Genomic DNA, 20,181 nt, shown 5'->3' on the forward strand with positions numbered 1-20,181 from the left:
CCGGGGAACCGCAGGAAGACGGAGTGCGGCAGCGCGCTGCGCCCCGCCTCGTGGTGCAGGTAGGCGGCGCGCACAGCGCGGCCCGGTTCGGCTCGCCCGTCTTGGCGACGAGGCTGGCGATGTGCTTCTCGACCGTGCGGGGCGAGATGTACAGCCGCCCGGCGATCTCCTTGTTGCCCGGCCGGTCCGACAGGTGCCGGAAGACCTCGTACTCCCGGACCGTGACGCCGAGCGCGCGCAGCCGGCCCGGGATGCGGTCCGAGCCGTCGCGGTGCTGGGGGATCGTCAACCCCATCTGCCGCAGCAGCCCGCGGCAGGCACCGGCCACCGCGGGCACCCCGGCCGCGTGGAAGTGCTGCTGCGCCTGCCGGAGCCACGGCGCCGGGTCGCCCCAACCGGCGGCGTGGGCCTCCTCGCCCACCAGCCGGATCCCCAGGTTCAACGCCAGCGGGTAGTCGGCCGCGATACGACGCGCCTCGGCGACGCGCAGCTCCGCCTCCTCGCCGCGGCCCTCCCGCCCCAGCAGGACGGCGTCGGCGAGAACCACGAAGTGACGGTTCCACGGGACACGACTGGGTGACCCGGCCGCCACCTCCTCGTACCGGTCGCGGTCGGCGGTGCCGTCGAGCGCGTCCAGCAGCAGCCCCAGCCCGTGGTGCCCGACGAGTTGAAAGGTGGTGGCGTTCTGGCTACCCAGACGACGGGCGGTGCGCAGTTCCTCCACCGCCCGTGGCCGGTCCTCCTCCAGCAGCGCGCAGAAGGCACGGGCGAGACCGTGGGCGAGGGGCTCCTCCTGGGAACCCGCGCTGTCCCAGCGCTCGAAGTCCTTCAACGACCGCTCCATGGCGGCCCGGTCCCCGCAGTGCGCGGCGAGCGTCGCCTGGATGACCAGGAGGTAGCGGACGACCGGGGCCAGCCGCAGCCGCTGCGCGACCGCCAGGCACTCCTCCGCGCGGCGCGCCGCCCCGTCGGTGGCGCCGCGGAGCACCTCGTCCAGGACGAGGATGCCCTCGATGGTGTGGACCAGCGGCACAGCGCCCAGGCGCTGCGCCTCGTCCCGGGCCTCGGTCAGCGCGCCGGTGGTCCCCTCGCCGAGCCACCGGTGGCCTCCGATGCGCACCATGGCGTACATGCGGTGGAGCGGCAGCCGGTTCCGCTGCGCGGTGTGCAGCGACAGTTCGAGGTACTCCAGGGCCTGTTCGGGGGCGCGTTCCCGGGTGAGGGTGCCCAGCAGCTCCCACGCCTCGCAGGCGACGGTGGGCAGGTCGCGGCGCCTGGCCACGTCGACGGCGGAGGCCGCCAGGGCGGTGGCGCGTTCGGTGCGGTCGGGGCCGGGCGTGTCCAGCACCAGGTGGGCGGCGGTCACGTCGGCGGCGGCGCCGACCGCCTCGTCGGGCTCAGTGGCGAGCAGCGAACGCGCCTGCTCTATCTGCGCGTTGCCGTCCTCCCACCGGCCTATGGTGTGCGCGACCTTGGCGAGTCTGATGCGCAGCGCCGCGAGCCGTGCGGCGCTGAGCCCGGCGCCGACCAGCTCCCGGAGGCTGTCGGCGAGGGCGAGGGCCTGGGTGAACTCGCCCGACTCGGCCAGCGCGGGCAGGAGTTCCTCCAGCACGCCCGCCCTGGCGGCGGTGTCGCCGGCGGTGGCCAGCAGCCGTTCCGCGCGGGAGAGGAGCGCCACGGCCGATCCGACGGCACCGTCGCGCAGCGCGCGGTCACCGGCGACGGCGAACAGCCGTCCCGCCTCGCCCGGTCGTCCGCCGTCCGCTCGCAGCGCGGCGACGGTGGTGCACCACTCGCCCTCCAGCTCCGGGTGCAGCTCGTGGGCGGCGTCGGCGGCGCGCGTCGCCAGCGCGGCGCGGCTGGCGGGGGTGAGGTGGGAGAGGAGGGTGGTCACGGTCAGCGGGTGCCGGAAGGCGTACCGGTCCGGGTCCGGGTCGTCGGCGACGACGATCTGCGCGGTGACCGCGGCGTGCAGGTGGCTGAGGAGCGTCCGGTCGTCCAGGGCGGTCATCCGCTGGAGCACCGACAGCGGAAAGCGGCGGCCGAGGACGGCGGCGGCGGAGAGCAGGTCGTGCCCCTGCGGGCCGAGCCGCTCGACACGGTGGCCGATGCCGCGCGCGAGGAGTTCGGAGAAGGCGTGCCGCAGGTCGTGGACCACGCGCCAGGTTCCGCCGGTCCGCACCAGTGCGCCGCTGCCGACCATCGACTGCAGCAGTTCCTCGACCAGGAGGGGGCTGCCGCCGCTCGCCTCCCACAGCCGGTCGAGCGCTTCGGCGGGGACGGCGTCGGGAGTGGTGTCCAGGCAGTCGGCGGTCATGGTCGCGGTGGCGCCGCGGTCCAGCGGGGCGAGGTGCAGCAGGGCGCCGGTCTGCCGGCGCGCGGCGGAGTGGGCCAGGTCCAGCGTGCCGCCGGGGTCGTCGCGGCAGGTGATGAGGAGGAGGACCGGCAACTGCCCCAGGTTGTCGACGAGGTACTCGACGACGGCGAGGGTCTCGGTGTCGGCGGCGTGCAGGTCCTCCAGGATCAGCACGGTGCCGTGGTCGTGGCCGATCTGGGCCAACAGCCGAAGGACCGCCTCGCCCAGGGCCACCAGAGAGGTGGGCTCCTGGGCGTCGGCGGCCCAGTCGGGGATCAGCCGTCCCAGCACGGGCCGGTAGGGGCCGAACCGGGAGTCGTCCAGCGGCTCCGCGCCGCGGAACAGCGGCATCAGCGCCTCGGTCAGCGGTCGGAACGGCACCATGGGGCCGATGGTGCTGGTCCGGCCCCGCAGTACCCGCATGCCGCTTCCCAACGCGGTCCCGGTGGCCTCCGCCACCAGCCGGGATTTGCCCGTGCCGCTCTCCCCGGTGAGGAAGACCGTGCCGCCCCGTCCGCCGCGCGCCGCCTCCAGCGCGCCGGCTATCACGGCGATTTCGGGATCCCGGCCAACGACACGCGGCGCGATGATGGGCATGGCTTCATCGTAGGCGCCCGTGGTCGCCGGCCGCCCTGTTCGGGATGTCTTCCCCGCAATGTTGGGTTTCGTCCCGCGAGTCCGTCGCCGGTCCTGCCGGCGTGCGAGGTCGGATCCGGCGGGGCGCCCGGTCCGCGCCCGCCTCAGATGGGGGCGGAGACCGTGGTGTGGGCGGCCTGGAGCGAGGCGACGACGCCGGTGCCCAGCGGCAGGCCCGCCAGTACGCGGGCCCGCTCGTTGCGCAGGTTCCGACCGGAGAGCCGCATCGCGCCGGCGGGGTCGCCGGCGGCTGAGCCGGTGGATCCGGCGACCGGGGCGTCGTCGGTCGCGCAGCCGGTGTGCGGGGAGATGCGGGTCATGGCGTTTCCTCCTGGGTTCCGATGGTGCAGCGGTGCGGGGGATCGGGATGGTGCGGTCGCCCTGTCGGCTCGCGCGGTCGGGTGCGGTCCGGGCGCCGGGGGCGACGGTACGCGTGTCCGGCGGGCGCCGGGGGCGTCACCGGCCACGGCGGTGGTCGGCCTTCCCTGCGTGAGGTGCGAGCAGGAGAACGGAGGGTACCGTCCCGGGGAATCCGAGACGCAGCAGTGTGTGACCGACGCCGGCCAGCCCGTCCAGCAGGCCGGGGCTGGGGACGCGCCCCGGGGTGGCGCACCGGTGGCCGTCCCGGCGCAGCGCGCCCAGGACCAGACCCTGACGGTGCGCCAGGCGCTGGGCGGCGGCGGTGTCGCCGCCGGCGGCGAGCACGGCGAGCGCCTCCAGCGAGCCGGCTTCGCCGTGACAGGGCGTCAGATCGGCCGTCGCGGGGCGGGCGGCCAGCCGGTCAGAGGCGGACGCCAGCAGCTCCGGGCCCAGCCCCCACGGGTCGGTGCGCGGGCCGTCGGTCGCGGCGAGCAGCCAGCCCGGGGTCCCGGAGCACCAGGAGAGGTCGGGTGGGGCCGCCTCCAACGCCCGGTGGGCCCGTCGCAGGAGCCGTCGTCCGGTCTCCCCGGCCGCTCCGGCCGCTCCGGCCGCTCCGGACGCGCCGGGCCGGCGTTCCGCGTGGCGCAGCAGCGCCCAGGCGATGCCGGTGGTGCCCCGGGCGAAGCCCGCCTCCGGCCCGGCGGCGGACGGGCCGTCCACCGCCGCGAGCAGGCGGTCGGCCAGGTCGTCGGCGAGGCGCTCCGCCAGGGGCAGGTCGTGGTCCTCGGCCACCGCGGTCGTCGCGGCCAGCGCCCCCGCGATGCCGTCCGCGACCGACAGGGCGGGGGCCGACCCGGCCGGCGTCGCGGCGACGGCGAGCGCGGTCAGCGCGTTCGGGAGTGCGGCGGGTGAGTCGGTACCGAGCAGCGTCTCCAGGCGGGACAACGCGTAGGCGATCCCGCCCAGTCCGCTGAAGCCGCCGGGGCCGACGGCGCGGCTCAGCTCGGGCCGCTCGGCGAGGGTGCGGACGAGGGCGGGCAGCGGGAGCACGGCGGCGCGGGCGAGGTCCGTGTACCGGGCGCTGCCGGTGAGGGCCCCGAGCTCGGCGAGGAAGAGCGCGACACCGGGATAGCCGTGGGCGAGGCCGGCGCCCATCGGCAGCACCGTCCAGTAGGCGTCCTCGACGGGTTCCACCCCGAGCCAGTTGGCGCGCCCGCCGCCGTGCTGGGCGCGCGCCACGATGTCGTCGGCGACGCGGCAGGCCGCGGCCAGCAGCAGCGAGGGGTCGGGGACCTCGGCGGGGGCACCCGTCCCGCCGGGCGGAAGCGGCTCCGCGCGGTGGCGGCCGGTGCGGCCGGCGTCGTCGGCGGTGGCCAGCGAGGCGGTGATGACCCACTCCTGGCACCGGCGGTCCATCTCGTCCATCGCCTCGATCCTGGCGCGGACCGTGACGGACGCGGCTTCGCCGAGCAGGTCGGGGAGGCGCTCACCGGTGGAGGTCAGGACGGCCCGGGAGGCGGGCCGGTGCCGGAACAACGGGAGGTCTCCGGCCCACAGGTCGGCCGTCTCGGCCTCGGCCAACCGGAGGCGGGCCGGGTCGCCCACCGCCTCGGTCCAGAGCAGGGCGAACACCGCCTCGCGCAGCAGCGCGTCACCCAGCACACCCGGGTGCAGCGCCTCCTCCAGCAGGGTGGCGTAGAGGCGTGACGGCCGAGCCACGACGCGGCACTCCAGCGCCTCGGCGCGGCGCAGCGGGCCGTCCTCGGCGAGGAACCCGGCGCGCCCGCTCTCCACGGCCCGGTACCCGTCGTGGAACCCGTTGACGAGCGCGGCGTGGTAGTCGGTGTGCCCCACGGCGCCGCCGGCCAGCTGCGGCTGGTTCTGCGCGGGCGGTGCCGGTGCCGGGCGGAGCGTCCGGCGCATCCGGTCGGTCCCGGCCTCCTCCCAGCCCTCCACCCCCCAGGGGGCGTGGCCGGCGCCGCCGACGGCCGAGACGTCCAGCTGACCGTGGTCCCCCAGGACGACCTGCGGCAGGACGCAGGTCTGGTAGACGGAGGCGGTGATCCGGGCCGCCGCCGGGTCGTCACCGGTGACGTTGGGCAGCGGGAGGTCGGGGTGGAAGAGGGTCTCCGCGTCGACGAGGACCGGCTGGTCGCCGTGGGCGATCAGGTTCTCCCGGTGCAGGTCGGCGCCGCACAGCGCGTGTGCCAGCGCCAGCAGCGCGCCCTGCCGGCGGTAGAACCGGTCGACGTCGCCGACGGTCCGGCAGGACAGGTGGTCGACGTGCTCCATCCAGCCGTACCCCGCCGACCGCACGGTGGCGGCGGTGCGGAGCGAGAGGTCGGGTACCGCGGCGTTGAGCCAGGAGACGGCGGCGTCCCACACGGCGTGGTGGTCCAGCGGACGTGGCTTGTACAGGACCCGCGCACCGTCGCGGAAGTGGAGCCGGGCGACCGCGCGCCCGCCCAGGTGGGTGTCGCCCAGGGCGAGTTCGACGCGGACGAGCGGTCCCGGGTCGCGCCCGGTCCACAGGCCGGCGACGATCCGCGGGCGGTCCCGTGTGTACCGGTCGGCGAGCTCCGCCGCCGCGTCCGCCGCCGAGGTGCAGAGCTCGGCGAGGACCCGTGCGAGGACGGGGTAGCGGGCGAGGAGGGCCGCGAGCGTTCCGGGGTCGCCGAGCGATTCCGTGAAGGAGCCGAACCGCTCGGCGGGGGTGGCGCCGGTGAGGAGGCCGGAGGTGCGCGCGGTGTGCAGCTCGCGCACCAGCGTCCGGGCCGCCGTGTTGACCAGCCGCTCCACCAGCCACGGCCCGAACGCGGCCTCCACCGCGTGCCGTTCGGCGTCACCGGTGGCCGGGTCGTAGGAGCCGCGGAGCCGGTCGAGGGCGTGAGCGGAGAACGGGCGGAGCACCGCGGCGAACGCCTCGCGCCAGTCGCCGTCGGTCGGGGTGGTCGGCGTGGCCGGGGCGGGGCGAAGCGCTTCCTCGACGAATACCGCCCACGGCGGGCGCGGCGCGCGTTCCCCCAGCGCGGTCGGCGACTCGTGCCACAGCGCCGCGCCGAGCGCCTCGGGCACACCGAGCGCCGTCAGGCGCGCGGCGGTGCCCGCCGTGTCGAGTCCGGTGAGTGCCTCGAGCCACGCGGTGACCGTCGGGCCGTCGGCGGGGGCCGGCCGGCCGGGAGCGGCGAGCCGCTCCCGCAGGGTCAGCCCGCGGGCCCACCACAGCGGCGGGAGCGGCTGCGGCGGTACGCGGTCGGTCTGCGTCGCGGCGGAGGTCGAGGTCACCCGCACACCGTGGCACCCGGTCCGCGGCGGGCACATGGGGGATCGGCCCCCATATTGTCGCGGCCTCCCGGCCGCAGGGCGTGGGGCCGGGTGCGTTCGGGGGCCGCGGTGCCGCCCCGACCTGCGTGAACGCCATGGCGGCGGGGGTGTGGCCGGAGTCGGTCGGGGGAGTGGGGGCGGGTGGGCATGCCGTGGTGACCGGTGGGAGTGGGGGCACGGGGCCGCAGGGTGGGCGCCTGCGGGCCGGAATCTGGGGGTGGCCCACCGATGCCGGGCGGCCGGCACGGGGCCGAAGCTCGGGTCACCGGTGGCAGCCGGTTCGCGACCGATGAGGAGGAGCCATGAGAGAACCGGTGCGCGTAGGCGTAGTGGCACTGGACCGGGTGTTGGAAGCGGGCACCCGCAGCGCCCTGGAGCAAGGGGCGGACCTGCTGGTGGTGGACGCCGCCGCCCGCCCGGCGGTGACCGTGGTCGTCGTGGACCGGGTGACCGAGCCGGTGCTGGACCTGGTGCGGCGCCACCGTGCCGGCGAGCACCGACCGGAAGTGGTGCTCGTGGCGACGGAGTTGGTGCCCACCTCGGCGCTGCACGCCATCGCCTGCGGGGCGCGGGGGCTGCTGCGGCGGCAGGAGGCGAGCGTGCCGCGGCTGGCTGCGACGGTGCTGGCCGCCGCCCAGGGCGACTGCTCGGTGCCACCGGACCTGCTGGACGGGCTGCTGGAGCGCGGTGCCGCCGGGGGGATGTCGGACGCCTGGGGCTCGGCGGGGCTCAGTGAGCGGGAGCAGGCGGTGCTGCGGATGGTCGCCGACGGGCGGGAGACCAGCGAGATAGCGCGTGAACTGTGCTATTCGGTCCGGACCGTCACGACGGTCCTGCACGACGTGACCCAGCGGTTCCGCCTGAGAAACCGCGCCCACGCGGTCGCCTACGCCCTGCGGGCGGGTCTGCTGTGAGCGGGATCGCGGTGCGTGGAGGCGTCCCGGTCGCCTTCGGCGCGGACCGGCTCCACGGCCACCGGGCCGCACCCCGGCTGCCCGAGGCCGGCGCGGGCCGCGGCGGGCGTGCCGGTGAGGTCGCGGTCCGGGTGCGGTGTACGGAGCCGAGACTGCGCGCCCGCTGGGACGAGCGGCTGTCCGCCGCCGGTGTGCCGACCACCACCGGACCCGGCGGCCCCGGTGGTTCCGAGGTGGTGCTGGCGGTGGGCCACACGCTGGAGCAGGCCGTCGAGTTGTGCGGTCCCGCCGTGCCGGGGCGCCGGTGCCCGGTGCTGGTCGCCGCCGACCGGGTCTCCCCCGAGGGGGTGCTGCGCGCCGTGCGTTCCGGTGTCCGCACGGTCCTGCGGGCCGCGGACGCCTCCCCGACGCAGCTCGCCGCCGCGGTCCTGGCAGCCCACCACGGCGACGGGCGCCTGCCGTACGGCGTCCTGGTGCGGCTCCTCAACGGCCCGGGCGGCGGTGCCGAGACCCCCGCGAGGGCGAACTCGGGCACGAGCGAGCCGCTGCAACCGCTCACACCCCGGCAGACCGCGGTGCTGGCGCTGGTGGCGGAGGGGCACGGCAACGCCGTCATCGCGCGCGTGCTGAGCTGTTCCGAGCACACCGTCAAGAACGTCATCTACGAGCTGATGTCGCGCTTGCAGGTGCGGAACCGGGCACACGCCGTCGCTCGTGCGGTGCGCGCCGGTCTGATCTGATCCGATCCTCGTGCTGCCGGTCACGGCCGGCCCGGGCGCTCACCGCCCCGGGCCGGCCGTTCGTCTTCCGGGTCAGCCGCGTGCCGCGCCGACCGGCGCGTACACCGCGTCGCCCCGTACCCCCTCGCCCGCGGGGGACGGCTCCGCCAGGTCCGAACCGACGGGTCCGAGCTGCCGGTTGCCCTCCCCGACGTGGACGACGCGCGGGACGAGCTGCCGCGCCTCGGCGTCGGGCACGACCGCGTACGAGATGATGATCACCATGTCGCCCGGCTGGACGAGTCGGGCGGCGGCACCGTTGATGCCGATGACCCCCGTGCCGCGCTCACCGGCGATGACGTAGGTCTCCAGGCGGGCGCCGTTGGTGATGTCCACGATGTGCACCTGTTCGCCGGCCAGCAGGTCGGCGGCGTCCATCAGGTCCTCGTCGATGGTCACCGAGCCCACGTAGTGCAGGTCGGCCTGGGTCACGGTCGCGCGGTGGATCTTGGACTTGAAGACGGTGCGGTGCATCTCGGACTCTCCTCGGGGGTTCGTGTGGTGCAGTTCGGTCGTCTCGTGGGCGACGGTGGGCGGGTGGCGGCCCGGCTCGGCGCCGCCCCGGTTCAGCACGGTTCAGCGTGGTTCAGCGTGGTTCTGGGGAGGCGGGGGCGGGGGCCGCGGTGGTCGCCACCGGGACGGCGGTCGGCTCGGGCCGCGGGGGAGCGGGTGTGTCCGAAGCGGCGACGGGTGCGTCCGGCGGGACGGCGTCGGCGGCGGTGGTGGTGGCGCGCCGCACCGGCCCCGACAATGTCGCGGCCAGCGCCATCGCCACCATCCACAGCGTCAGCACACCGGCGGCTGCGCGCACCCCGAGCCCCTCCAGCAGCAGACCGCCCGCCAGGGCCCCCAGGGGGAGTGCTCCGTTGGCGAGCAGGCTGGAGGCGCTGAGGACGCGGCCCCGCAGTGCGTCCGGGGTGGTGGCCAGCTGGTAGCTGCCGACGGCGACGTTCCACACCGGGCCGACGAACCACATCGCCACGTACGCCACGGCCGCCGGCCACAGTCCGCCGCCCAGGAAGAGCACGCACATCAGCAGCGCCCACACCCAGTTGGCGCCGATGACGAGGACGTTCAGCGGCACCCGGCGGCAGAACCAGCCCGCCGCCAGCGAGCCGGCCATCCCGCAGGCCCCGGCGACACCGAGCAGGACGCCCACCGACGCCGGCCCCGCCCCCTCCTCGGCCAGCAGCACGATGACGACCAGGAACAGCGCCCGGAAGAGCATGTTGCTGCCGGCCACCAGCAGCGCGGCGGAGCGCAGGAACGGACGTCGCCACAGCCACGCCAACCCCTCGAACATTCGGCCGAATTGCTCGGTGACCCGGGCGCGTCTGCCCTTGACCGGGGCCCCGACCGCCGGGACCGCCGCCGGGACCGGCCGCCGGGCCTGGAAGTCCTTCCGGATGCACAGCAGCGCCACGAGGGAGACCAGGTAGGCGAAGGTCTCCAGCACGAACGGCACGGCGCGGCCGAGACCGAACAGCACGCCGCCCAGCGGGGTCCCCACCATCGTCGCAGCGCGGCTGCGCGACTCGTTGCGCGCCAGCGCCAGTGAGAGCTGCGAGCGGTGCACGACGTTGGGCACGGCGGCGGTCGAGGCCAACCCGTTGAGCACGGTGAGTGTGCCCTCGACGAACCCGACGACCATCACGTGTGCGAGGCGGAGCTCACCCAGCAGCAGCGCCAGCACGATGCTCGCGGCTCCCAGTGCCCGGAGCGCGTCGCACCAGACCATCACGCGCTTGCGGTTCCACCGGTCGACCAGGACCCCGGCGGGCAGCTGGAAGAGCAGGGCGGGCAGCAGGGTCACGAAACCCACCAGCCCCGCGTCGGCGGCGGAACCGGTGACGGCCAGGATCAGCAGCGGGTAGGCGACCGTGGAGGCGGTCGAGCCGACGAGCGCCACCGCGGACCCGCCCCACAGCAGCATGAAGTCGCGGTTGCGCCGCAGCGGCGTGACCTCCGGGCCGCCGTGCGGGCCACCGGTTGTCGTCATGGACCTTCCCACCTCTCTGATCCCGCGGGGCACCGCGGACACCCGCGGTGCCGGGCGCCGGGCGTGCGGGGCCGGCCCGGCCGGGCCGCACGGCGTGGTCGCCGGGCGGTGCCGCCAGCTTCGCGGCGACGGCGGTCCGCCCACAGGGAAGTACGCGCACAAACCGCGACGGGCGCGCTGCCAAGGACTCCGCCGGAAGTTCTCTGCCCCCGCCCCCGGCCGGAACCGACCCTGGCCACATGACTGCTAACCCACCCCTCCTCACCGCCCGTTCGAGTTCACGGCGGAGCGGTGGCCGCCCGGGCCGCTCCCTCCCCCACCTGGTGGAGGCCGTGCCCGGCGCCTCCCCGGGTACGCGTGACCTGGCGGCCCGCCGGGGCGAGATACGCGGCCTGCTGCGGGAGCACGGCGCGGTGCTGCTGCGCGGCTTCGCCCCCGGTGACGTCGACGGCTTCGACGGTGTCGTCCGCACCCTGGGCGGGCTGCCCCTCGGCTACGCCGAGCGCTCCTCGCCGCGCAGCACCATCAAGGGCAACGTGTACACCTCCACCGACTACCCGCCGGCCGAGGAGATCTTCCTCCACAACGAGAACTCCTACCAGGCGGCCTGGCCGCTGACGCTGTTCTTCTACTGCGTCAGCCCGCCCGACACCCAGGGCTCCACGCCGCTCGCCGACACCCGCAGGGTGCTCGCCGCGATCGACCCCGACGTCCGGGAGGAGTTCGCCGCCCGCGGCTGGATGGTGGTGCGCAACTTCAGCGAGGGCTTCGGCGTGCCGTGGCAGCAGGCGTTCAACACCGAGGACCGCGCCGCGGTCGAGGCGTACTGCGCACGCGGCGGGATGACCGCCGAGTGGACGCCGGGCGGGTTGCGCACCCGCGCCCGCAGAGAGGCGGTCCACCGCCACCCGGTCACCGGCGAGCAGGTGTGGTTCAACCACATGACGTTCTTCCACGTCACGACGTTGAAGCCCGACGTGTGCGCCGCGCTCCGCGAGATGTACGCGGAGGACGACCTCCCCACCAACACGTACTACGGCGACGGAGCCCCCGTGCCCGACGACGTCGTGGCGCACATCCGGGGCTGCTACCGCGCCCAGTGGCGGCGCTTCGACTGGCAGCGGGACGACGTGCTGGTCGTGGACAACATGCTGGCCGCGCACGCCCGGGAGCCGTTCACCGGCCCCCGTCGGATCGCCGTGGCCATGACCGAGCCCTCCGACGGCCCCGTCGAGCAGGGCTGACCCTCCGCCGCGCCCCGCGCACGGCGGCCACCCGCGCCCGGCCGGACCGACCGGCTGCGGGCGCCCCGCAGCACCACCCGCAGCCCCGCCCGCGGCACGCCGCCCCCGGGGCCCGCCCGCACCGGCGGCACCGCCGCCGGACCACACGCCCAGGGAGACGACCGATGGAAAGCGCCGACGGCGGATACCCGCTGTCCCACGCACAGGAACAGCTCTGGCTGCTCGACCAGCTCAGGCAGGGCGGCGCCACCGAGTACCTGATGCACGAGACCTTCCGCATCGTCGGCCCGCTGGACGACCGCGCGCTGTCGGCGGCGCTCACGGAGATCGCCGCCCGGCACGAGGTGCTGCGGACCCGCTACGGCACCGAGGGCGGGTCGCCCGTCCAGCTCATCGACGACCCCGCCCCCGTCGCCCCGGAACGCGCGGACCTCGGCGACCTCCCGCGCGCGGAGCGCGAGAACCGGCTGCGGCAGCTGGTCGAGGAGCGGAGCCGCCGCCCGCTGGACCTGCGGGCGGAACACCCGTGGCGCGTGGCACTGGTCCGGCTCGCACCCGGGGAGCACGCGCTGCTCCTCACCTTCCACCACATCGCGTTCGACGGATGGTCCTGGGGGATCGTCGCCGACGAACTCCGCCAGCTCTACGAGGCGTTCCGCTCCGGCGGCCCCGACCCGCTGGAGCCGCTGGAGCTCCAGTACGCCGACTACGCCGAGTGGCGCCGGGAGTGGCTGGCGGCGCAGCCCGAGGTGACCGGCCGACAGCTCGACCACTGGCGGCAGCGGCTGGCCGGCCTCGAACCGCTGGACCTGCCGACGGACCGCCCCCGCCCCGCCGCCTGGCAGCCGGACGGCGACATCGTCCGGTTCACCGTCCCCGCCCCCCTCGCCGCCCGGGTCCGGGAGCTGGCACAGGAGCGCGGAGCGACCCTCTTCATGGCCTACCTCACCGCCTACCAGCTGCTGCTGGCCCGGTACGGGGGCCGCGCGGACGTCGCCGTCGGCGTCTCCTTCGCCCGCCGCGACGACGTGCGGCTGGAGAAGCTGCTCGGGATCTTCCTCGACACCGTCGTGATCCGCGGCGACCTCGGCGGCCACCGCACCTTCCCCGAGCTGCTGGACGGCGTCAAGGACGCCACCCTGGACGCCTACGGCAACCAGGACGTCGCCTTCTCCCAGGTGGTCGCGGCGCTGGACCCGCCGCGCGACCCGGGTCGCAACCCGCTCTTCCAGGCCGGGTTCGCGCTCCACAACGCCCACCGCAGCCCCTTCGCCCTCCCCGGGCTCACCGTCAGCCGTGAGGAACCCACCACCCGCAGCAGCGCGTTCGACCTCTCCCTCCACCTGGCCGAGCGGGCCGACGGCACCCTGACCGGGGAACTGCTCTTCCCCGTCGCCCTGTTCGACCGCGACCGGATCGAACGCATGGCGGCCAACCTGCTCCAGCTGCTGGAGGGCGTCACGGACCGACCGGGGACACCGGTCGCCGACCTCGACCTGCTCGCCCCCGCCGAACGCGCGACGGTCCTCGGCTGGGGCGCCGGTCCGGCCGCCCCCACCGGCGACGACCGGCCCCTGGTGCGCATGGTGCTGGACCGCGCGGAAGCCACCCCCGACGCCGTTGCCGTCGCCCACGACGGCGGTGACGTCACCTACGCCGAACTGGCCGCCCGCGCGGCCGAACTGGCCACCGCCCTGGCCGACGCGGGCGTCCGGACCGCCGACCCCGTCGCCGTCAGCCTGCGGCGCGGACCCGACCTGGTTGCCTCGATCCTCGCCGTGCTCGGCACCGGCGCGCAGCTCGTGCCGCTCGCCACCGACCTGCCGCCGGCGCGCCGCAACGCGCTGCTCGCCGACTCCGCCGCCGGAGTCGTCCTGACCGCCGACGAGTTCCGCGACCGGTTCGCCGAGAGCGCCCGCGTCCTCACCGTCGACACCCTCCCCGCCTCCCCGGACGGCGTCGGGTACCTGCCGCCCGCCGGGTTCCCGCACCGCGCCGACCCCGACGACGCCGCCTGCCTCATCTACACCTCGGGCTCCACCGGCACCCCCAAGGGTGTGGTGGTACGCCACGGCGGCCTCCGTAACCGTGTCCTGTGGTCGGTCGACCGCTACGTCATGACCCCGGCCGACAAGCTGTTGCAGAAGACGACCATCGGCTTCGACGCGGCGATGTGGGAGTTCCTCTCCCCGCTGGTCTCCGGCGGCACCGTCGTCGCCGCCCCCGACGACGCGCACCGCGACCCCGCCGTCATGGCCGCCGCGGTGGCGCGCCACCGCGTCACCCTGCTGCAGGTGGTCCCCTCCGTGCTGCGGCTGCTCGTCGAGGAGCCGGCCCTCGCCGGATGCTCCACCCTGCGGCTGGTCAGCTCCGCCGGCGAGCCGCTGCCGTCGTCGCTCTGCGACGGGCTGCGGGCCGTGCTCCCGCAGGTCGAGGTCCACAACACCTACGGCCCGACCGAGTGCTCCATCGACTCCACCCACCACGCGTACCGCCCCGCCGCACCGACCGCCGGTGTCGTCCCCATCGGCCGGCCGCTGCCGGGCGCCGGGGTCTCCGTCGTGGACGCCGCCGACCGGCTGGTGCCCGTCGGCGTCCCCGGCGAGCTGTGCGTGCGCGGCGCCGGCCTGGCCCGCGGCTACCACGGCAGAGCCGCGCAGACCGCCGAGCGGTTCACCCCCGACCCCTACGCGACGACCCCCGGCGGCCGGTGGTACCGCACCGGCGACCTGGTGCGCTGGCGCGCCGACGGCACCCTGGAGTTCCTGGGACGCACCGACGACCAGGTCAAGGTGCACGGGGTGCGGATCGAACCGGCCGAGATCGAGGCGCTGCTCACCGCGCACCCCGCCGTGGCCGCCGCCGGCGTCACCGCCACCCGCGACGCGCACGGCGACACCGCCCTCACCGCCTACGTCGTCCCGGCCGCGCCCCACGGCGACCTCGCCCGCACGCTGCTCGACCACCTCGCGGACCGGCTCCCCGCCCCCGTCGTCCCCGGTCGGCTGCTGCTGCTGGAGCAGATGCCGCTGACCGCCAGCGGCAAGACGGACCGCCGCGCGCTCCCCGACCCCGACCGGTCCGACGCCGCCGACGCCGCCGCGTCCGCCGACGGCACCGCGCCGAGCGACCCGACCGAGGCCGCGATCGCCGCGACCATGGCCGAGGTACTGGGCGTTCCCGTCACCGACACCCGCGCGGACTTCTTCGCCCTGGGCGGCCACTCGCTGCTCGCCATCCGCCTCGCGCTGCGACTGCGCCGCGCCTTCGGCGTCGAGTTGACGGTGGCCGAACTGTTCACCGACCGCACCGTCGCCGGCCTCGCCGACCGGATCCGCCGGGCCGCCGCGCCCGTCGACACGGTGCGGCCCGAGCCGCGGGACGGCGGTCTCCCGCTCTCCCACGGCCAGCAGCGGCTGTGGTTCCTGGAGCAGCTGGACCCCGGCGGCTCCGAGTACCTGATCCCGTTGGCGCTGCGGCTGCGGGGCCCGCTCGACACCGACGCGCTCCGGGGCGCGCTGGAGGACGTCGCCCGGGTCCACGAGGTGCTGCGCACCCGCTACACCGACCGGGACGGCACACCGCTCCAGTACGTCGACCCGCCCGGACGCGTCCCGTTCCACCTCGCCGACCTGACCACCGGGCCCGGCGGGGACGGAGGCAGAGCCGCCGGACGGCCGCGGGAGGACCGCGCCCGGGAGCTGGTGGAGCAGGCGCTGCGCGTCCCGTTCGACCTCTCCCGGGAGCACCCGCTGCGCGCCACCGTCGTGCGGGCGGCCCCCGACGACCACTGGCTCGCCCTGGCCTCCCACCACATCGCCTTCGACGCCTGGTCCACCAAGATCTTCCTTCGCGACCTCGACCACGCCTACCGGCTGCGGACCGGCGGCGACGGCGCCCCGCTCGGCGCGCCCGCCGTGCAGTACGCGGACTACGCCGCCTGGCAGCGGCGGCAGGAGGACACCGAGGCGACGGCGGACCGGCTGGCGTACTGGCGGGACCGGCTGGCGGACCTCGTCCCCGTCGAGCTGCCCACCGACCGGCCCCGGCCGGCGCTGCGCGACCCCCGCGGCGACACCGTCGTGGTCGACCTCCCGGAGGAGACCGCAGCGGCCGTCTCCCGCCTCGCGGCACGCCACGGCGCCACCCCGTTCATGACGCTGCTCGCCGCGTTCCAGGTGCTGCTCCACCGCTACACCGGACGCGCCGACATCGCGGTCGGCACGCCCGTGGCGGGCCGCACCACGGAGGAGACCGAGGACCTGCTGGGCGTCTTCGTCAACAACCTGGTGATCCGCGCCGACCTCGCCGGGTCGCCCGGGTTCACCCACCTGCTGGCACAGGTCCGCGAGCGCACCCTGGAGGCGTTCGCCCACCAGGAGATCCCCTTCGAGCGGGTCGTGGAGGAGGTCGCCCCCGGACGGGACCTCTCACGAAGCCCCCTGTTCGAGGTGATGTTCGAGCACCAGCACATGGGAGGCATCACCGGCTCCCTCGGCGACGTCGCCGTCGAACCGCTGCGCGCGGGGGAGGGCGTCGCCAAGTACGACCTGACCCTCACCGTCAAGGAGCGGCCCGACGGCCGCATGCACTGCTGGTTCGAGTACGCCACCGCCCTCTTCGACCGCGAGACGGTCGAACGGCTCGCCACCCACTACCTGCGGGTGCTGGCATCGGCGGTTGCGGGCCCCGACACCGCCGTCGGGGAGCTCCAGGTGATCCCGGACGCCGAACTGCGCCGCCTCACCACCGACTGGCCCGACCCGCTCGACCCCGCCGTCCCCGGGGTGGCGGCCGACGGCACCCCGGACGCCACCGTCCCGGAGCTGTTCGCGCGCCGGGCCGCTGCCACCCCGGACGCCGTCGCCCTCCGCCACAGCGGGCCGGCGATGAGCTACGGCGAGTTGGAACGACGCAGCCGCCGCCTCGCCCACCACCTGCGCGAGCTGGGGGCCGGACCGGAGACGGTCGTCGCCTCCTGCCAGCCCCGCAGCGTCGACACGGTCGTCACGCTGCTGGGCGTGCTCCGCGCCGGCGCCGCCTACCTCCCGCTCGACCCGGCACACCCGCCGCGCCGACTCGCGGGCATCCTCGCCGACGCCGAGGTGCCGCTGGTGGTCACCACCGCCGCGCACCGCGACACCGCGACCGCCGCCGCCGACGGCCGGACCGTGGTGACCGTCGACGAACTCCCCGAACCCCCCTCCGGGGCCGACACCGCGGCCCTCCCCCCGCCGGACCCCGAGGCGCTGGCCTACGTCATCTACACCTCGGGTTCCACCGGGCGGCCCAAGGGCGTCATGATCGACCACCGCGCGTACGCCCACCACTGCCTGACCGCGGCGCACCTGTACGGCATCGCCCCGGGCGAGCGCGTCGGCCAGCTCTCCGCGCCCACCTTCGACGTGGCCATGGAGCAGATCGCCGCGCCCCTGGTGGTCGGCGCCACCGTCGTCGTCGCCGACCCGCTGTTCTGGACGCCGGAGGAGTTGCCGGGCAAGCTCGCCGAGCACCGCGTCACCGTCCTGGAGACCACCCCGGCCTACTACCGCGAGATGATGGCGCACGACACCTCCGCCCTCACCGACCTGCGGCTGATCAACCTCAGCAGCGAGGTCGTGACCGTCTCCGACGCCCGGCGGTGGGAGGAGACCGGGCTGCCCGGCCGCTTCATCGCCTGCTACGGACCGACCGAGGCGAGCGTCAGCTCCGTCCTCCACACCGAGCTGGGCGACCTCGCCACGCAGCGAGGCACCGCCTCCCTCCCCCTGGGACACGCGTTCCCCGGCACCCGCACCTACGTCCTCGACGCCCGGCAGCGCCCCGTCCCCACCGGCGTCCCCGGCGAACTCTGCCTGGGCGGCGTGCGGCTGGCCCGCGGCTACCACGGGCGTCCGGAGCTGACCGCCGACCGGTTCGTCCCCGACCCCTTCGGTCCCGCCGGCGGCCGGTTGTACCGCACCGGCGACCTGGTGCGCCACCGCCCGGACGGCGTCCTGGAGTTCCTCGGCCGCATCGACCAGCAGGTCAAGATCCGCGGCCTGCGGATCGAGCTCGGCGAGATCGAGGCCGCGCTCACCGAGCACCCCGGGGTGAGCGCCGCTGCGGTCGTCGCCCGGGAGTCGGCCGCGGGCGGCGCAGACCTCGCCGCGTACGTCGTGGGCGAGGACGGGCCCGCCCCCGAACCCGCCGCGCTCCGCGAGCACCTGCGGGAGAGGCTGCCGGACTACATGGTCCCCGCGCTGTGGACGGCGCTCCCCGCGCTGCCGATGACCTCCAGTCAGAAGATCGACCGCCGCTCGCTCCCGGAGCCCGAGACGGGGGCCCCACGGCCCCACACCCCGCCCCGCGACCCCGCCGAGGAGGCCGTGGCCACCGTCTGGGCGGAGACCCTGGGCCTGGAACGCGTCGGCGCGGAGGACGACTTCTTCCTCCTGGGCGGCCATTCCCTGCTCGCCACCCGCGTCCTGGCGCGGCTCCGCGAGACCTTCGCCCTCGACCTGCCGCTGCGGCTGCTCTTCGAGGCGACCACCGTCGCCGCGCTCGCCGCGGCCGTCACCGCGGCCGTGGAGGCCGAGATCGCACAGCTCTCCGACGACGAGGTCACCCGACTGCTGAACCGGGAAGGCGCACGATGACCCACCAGACCCTGGACGCCGCGGCACTGCGCGCACAGCTGCTCAGCCGCCGGCTGCGGGGCGCCGCCCCGGCCCGCCCCGACCTCCTCCCCGCCGTTCCCCGCGGTGGCCCGCTGCCGCTCTCCCACGCCCAGCGACGGCTGTGGGTCCTGGACCGCCTCGCGCCGGGCGGCACCGCCTACCTGATGACCGCGGCCCTGCGGCTGCACGGCGAGCTGGACACCGCCGCGCTGACCCTCGCCCTCGACGAACTCCTGGCGCGCCACGAGGTGCTGCGCACCCGCTACCAGGAGCACGACGGCGAACCCTCCCAGGTCGTCGACCCGCCCGGTCCGCTGCACCGCACCGAGATCGACCTGCGCCCGCTCCCCGCCGACCGGCGGCGCGAGCGGCTGGCAGCCCTCGCCACCTCCGACCGCGAACCGGTCGACCTCGCCGCCGGGCCCGTCACCAGGGCGGTGCTGGCCCGCACCGCCGACACCGAGCACGTGCTCTTCCTGACGGTGCACCACATCGCCTCCGACGGCGTCACCGAGGACCTGCTGGTGGGTGAACTCCTCGACGCCTACCACCGCCACAGCACCGGCGGCCCGGCGCCCGTCGCCGCACCGGGCGAGCACGACACCCCCCGGCGGCAGTACGCCGACTTCGCCGCCTGGCAGCGCGACCACCTCACGCCCGAGCGGCTCGACACCGAGCTCGGCTACTGGCGGGACCGGCTCAGCGGCCTGGAGCCGCTGCGGCTGCCCACCGACCGCCCCCGACCCGCGGTGCGCGAGGACGCGGGCGCCGTCGCCGGGTTCGAGGTCCCCGCCGCGGTCGCCGACCGTGTCGCGGCACTCGCCCAGGAGGCCGGGGCCACCCCGTTCATGGCCTACCTCGGCGTCTTCCAGCTGCTGCTCGGCCGGTACTGCGGTACCCGGGACGTCGCCGTCGGCACCCCGGTCTCCGGCCGGGACCGCCCCGAGACCCAGCGGATGGCCGGCCTCTTCCTCAACACCCTGGTGCTGCGGGCCGACCTCGGCGGCGAACCCGGCTTCCGTGAACTCCTCACCCGGCTGCGCACGTCCACCCTCGACGACTACGGCCACCAGCAGGTGCCCTTCGACCGCCTCGTCGCCGCCCTGGACCGCGAGCGCGACCCGTCCCGGAACCCGCTGGTCGACACGCTGTTCCTCTGGGACGCGGCCCCGGCCGACGGCGCCCCGCACGGGGGCCGCCGCGTCGGTGGACTCACCGTCGAACAGCTGCCGGTGGGGGAGACCACCGCCAAGTTCGACCTGACCCTCGCGGTCACCGAACGCGCCGACGGCTCGCTGCGCGGCGGCCTCAACTACGCCACCGCCCTCTTCGACGCCGACACCGCCCGCCGCGCGGCCGACCACTACGTCCGGCTGCTCGCCGCCGTGGCCGCCGCTCCGGACACTCCGGTCCACTCCCTGGAGATGATGGCGCCGCCCGAGCGCCACCAGGTGGTCCACGCCTGGAACGACACGGCCGTCGACCACCCCGGCGGCACGCTGCACGGGCTGATCGAGGCACGGGTGGCCGAGAGTCCCGGTGCCGTCGCGGTCCGCGCCGACGGAGCAGAGCTCACCTACGCCGAGACCGACCGCCGCGCCGAGTCACTCGCCGCGCTCCTGCGTGCCCACGGCGTCGGCCCCGGGGCCGTCGTCGGCGTGCACCTGGAACGCTCCCTGGCGCTGCCCGTGGCGCTGCTCGCGGTCCTCAAGGCCGGCGCCGCCTACCTGCCGCTGGAACCGGGGCTCCCCGCCGAGCGCCTCGCCCACATGATCGAGGACTCCGGCGCGGTCGCTCTGGTCACGGACGCGGCCGACCCCCGGCCCGACGGGCCGACCCCCACCGTCCGTGTCCGCCCGGACGGCCACCCGACCGGCGCCGACGCCGGGACGCCCGCCGGCCCCGGGGCC

10 protein-coding genes are annotated in these 20,181 nt (G+C 75.9%); 5 read left to right on the forward strand and 5 right to left on the reverse strand.

Annotated features, from left to right (window positions below):
- From HCJ92_RS25365 to HCJ92_RS11910, 3 genes are all read right to left on the reverse strand, one after another.
- Positions 1 to 2,953 (reverse strand): helix-turn-helix transcriptional regulator (locus HCJ92_RS25365; RefSeq protein ID WP_167933491.1); only part of this gene is annotated, 2,953 nt, incomplete at its 3' end.
- 143 nt (positions 2,954 to 3,096) lie between these two features.
- On the reverse strand, positions 3,097 to 3,312 hold the full coding sequence (locus tag HCJ92_RS11905) for a hypothetical protein (protein WP_167933492.1): 216 nt from the start codon (positions 3,310 to 3,312) through the stop codon (positions 3,097 to 3,099).
- Positions 3,313 to 3,448: 136 nt separating this feature from the next.
- Positions 3,449 to 6,637 carry a type 2 lanthipeptide synthetase LanM family protein gene (locus HCJ92_RS11910; RefSeq protein WP_167933493.1) on the reverse strand — a complete coding sequence of 1,063 codons (3,189 nt, stop codon included), beginning with the start codon at positions 6,635 to 6,637 and terminating at the stop codon, positions 3,449 to 3,451.
- A 341-nt stretch (positions 6,638 to 6,978) separates the two neighbouring features.
- Between HCJ92_RS11910 and HCJ92_RS11915 the strand changes: the two genes are divergently transcribed.
- Positions 6,979 to 7,590: a helix-turn-helix transcriptional regulator gene (locus tag HCJ92_RS11915; RefSeq protein ID WP_167933494.1), complete on the forward strand. Its 612-nt coding sequence runs from the start codon at positions 6,979 to 6,981 to the stop codon at positions 7,588 to 7,590.
- Between the two features lie 11 nt (positions 7,591 to 7,601).
- Positions 7,602 to 8,330: a helix-turn-helix domain-containing protein gene (locus tag HCJ92_RS11920; RefSeq protein WP_338054137.1), complete on the forward strand. Its 729-nt coding sequence runs from the start codon at positions 7,602 to 7,604 to the stop codon at positions 8,328 to 8,330.
- Positions 8,331 to 8,402: 72 nt separating this feature from the next.
- Here the strand turns inward: HCJ92_RS11920 and panD are convergent, their stop codons facing one another.
- Entirely contained in the window at positions 8,403 to 8,843 is a 441-nt protein-coding gene (gene panD / locus HCJ92_RS11925) for an aspartate 1-decarboxylase (RefSeq protein WP_167933495.1), read from the reverse strand.
- 112 nt (positions 8,844 to 8,955) lie between these two features.
- Positions 8,956 to 10,368 (reverse strand): MFS transporter, encoded by a 1,413-nt coding sequence (locus tag HCJ92_RS11930; protein WP_167933496.1) that lies wholly within the window; start codon positions 10,366 to 10,368, stop codon positions 8,956 to 8,958.
- A gap of 323 nt (positions 10,369 to 10,691) precedes the next feature.
- Between HCJ92_RS11930 and HCJ92_RS11935 the strand changes: the two genes are divergently transcribed.
- From HCJ92_RS11935 to HCJ92_RS11945, 3 genes are all read left to right on the forward strand, one after another.
- On the forward strand, positions 10,692 to 11,612 hold the full coding sequence (locus HCJ92_RS11935; RefSeq protein WP_420824700.1) for a TauD/TfdA family dioxygenase: 921 nt from the start codon (positions 10,692 to 10,694) through the stop codon (positions 11,610 to 11,612).
- Positions 11,613 to 11,776: 164 nt separating this feature from the next.
- Positions 11,777 to 18,250: a non-ribosomal peptide synthetase gene (locus tag HCJ92_RS11940; RefSeq protein ID WP_167933498.1), complete on the forward strand. Its 6,474-nt coding sequence runs from the start codon at positions 11,777 to 11,779 to the stop codon at positions 18,248 to 18,250.
- The coding region (locus HCJ92_RS11945) for a condensation domain-containing protein (protein WP_167933499.1) at positions 18,247 to 20,181 on the forward strand (1,935 nt) is incomplete at its 3' end. The genes HCJ92_RS11940 and HCJ92_RS11945, both read left to right, overlap by 4 nt.

This window comes from Streptomyces spiramenti, assembly GCF_012034385.1.
In the GTDB taxonomy this organism is placed as follows: Bacteria; Actinomycetota; Actinomycetes; order Streptomycetales; family Streptomycetaceae; genus Streptomyces; species Streptomyces spiramenti.

Coding starts and splice junctions, on each gene's coding strand:
- HCJ92_RS11930 (WP_167933496.1), bottom strand. CDS start 10,368: ATGACGACAACCGGTGGCCCGCACGGCGGCCCGGAGGTCACGCCGCTG.
- HCJ92_RS11905 (WP_167933492.1), bottom strand. CDS start 3,312: ATGACCCGCATCTCCCCGCACACCGGCTGCGCGACCGACGACGCCCCG.
- HCJ92_RS11940 (WP_167933498.1), top strand. CDS start 11,777: ATGGAAAGCGCCGACGGCGGATACCCGCTGTCCCACGCACAGGAACAG.
- panD (WP_167933495.1), bottom strand. CDS start 8,843: ATGCACCGCACCGTCTTCAAGTCCAAGATCCACCGCGCGACCGTGACC.
- HCJ92_RS11915 (WP_167933494.1), top strand. CDS start 6,979: ATGAGAGAACCGGTGCGCGTAGGCGTAGTGGCACTGGACCGGGTGTTG.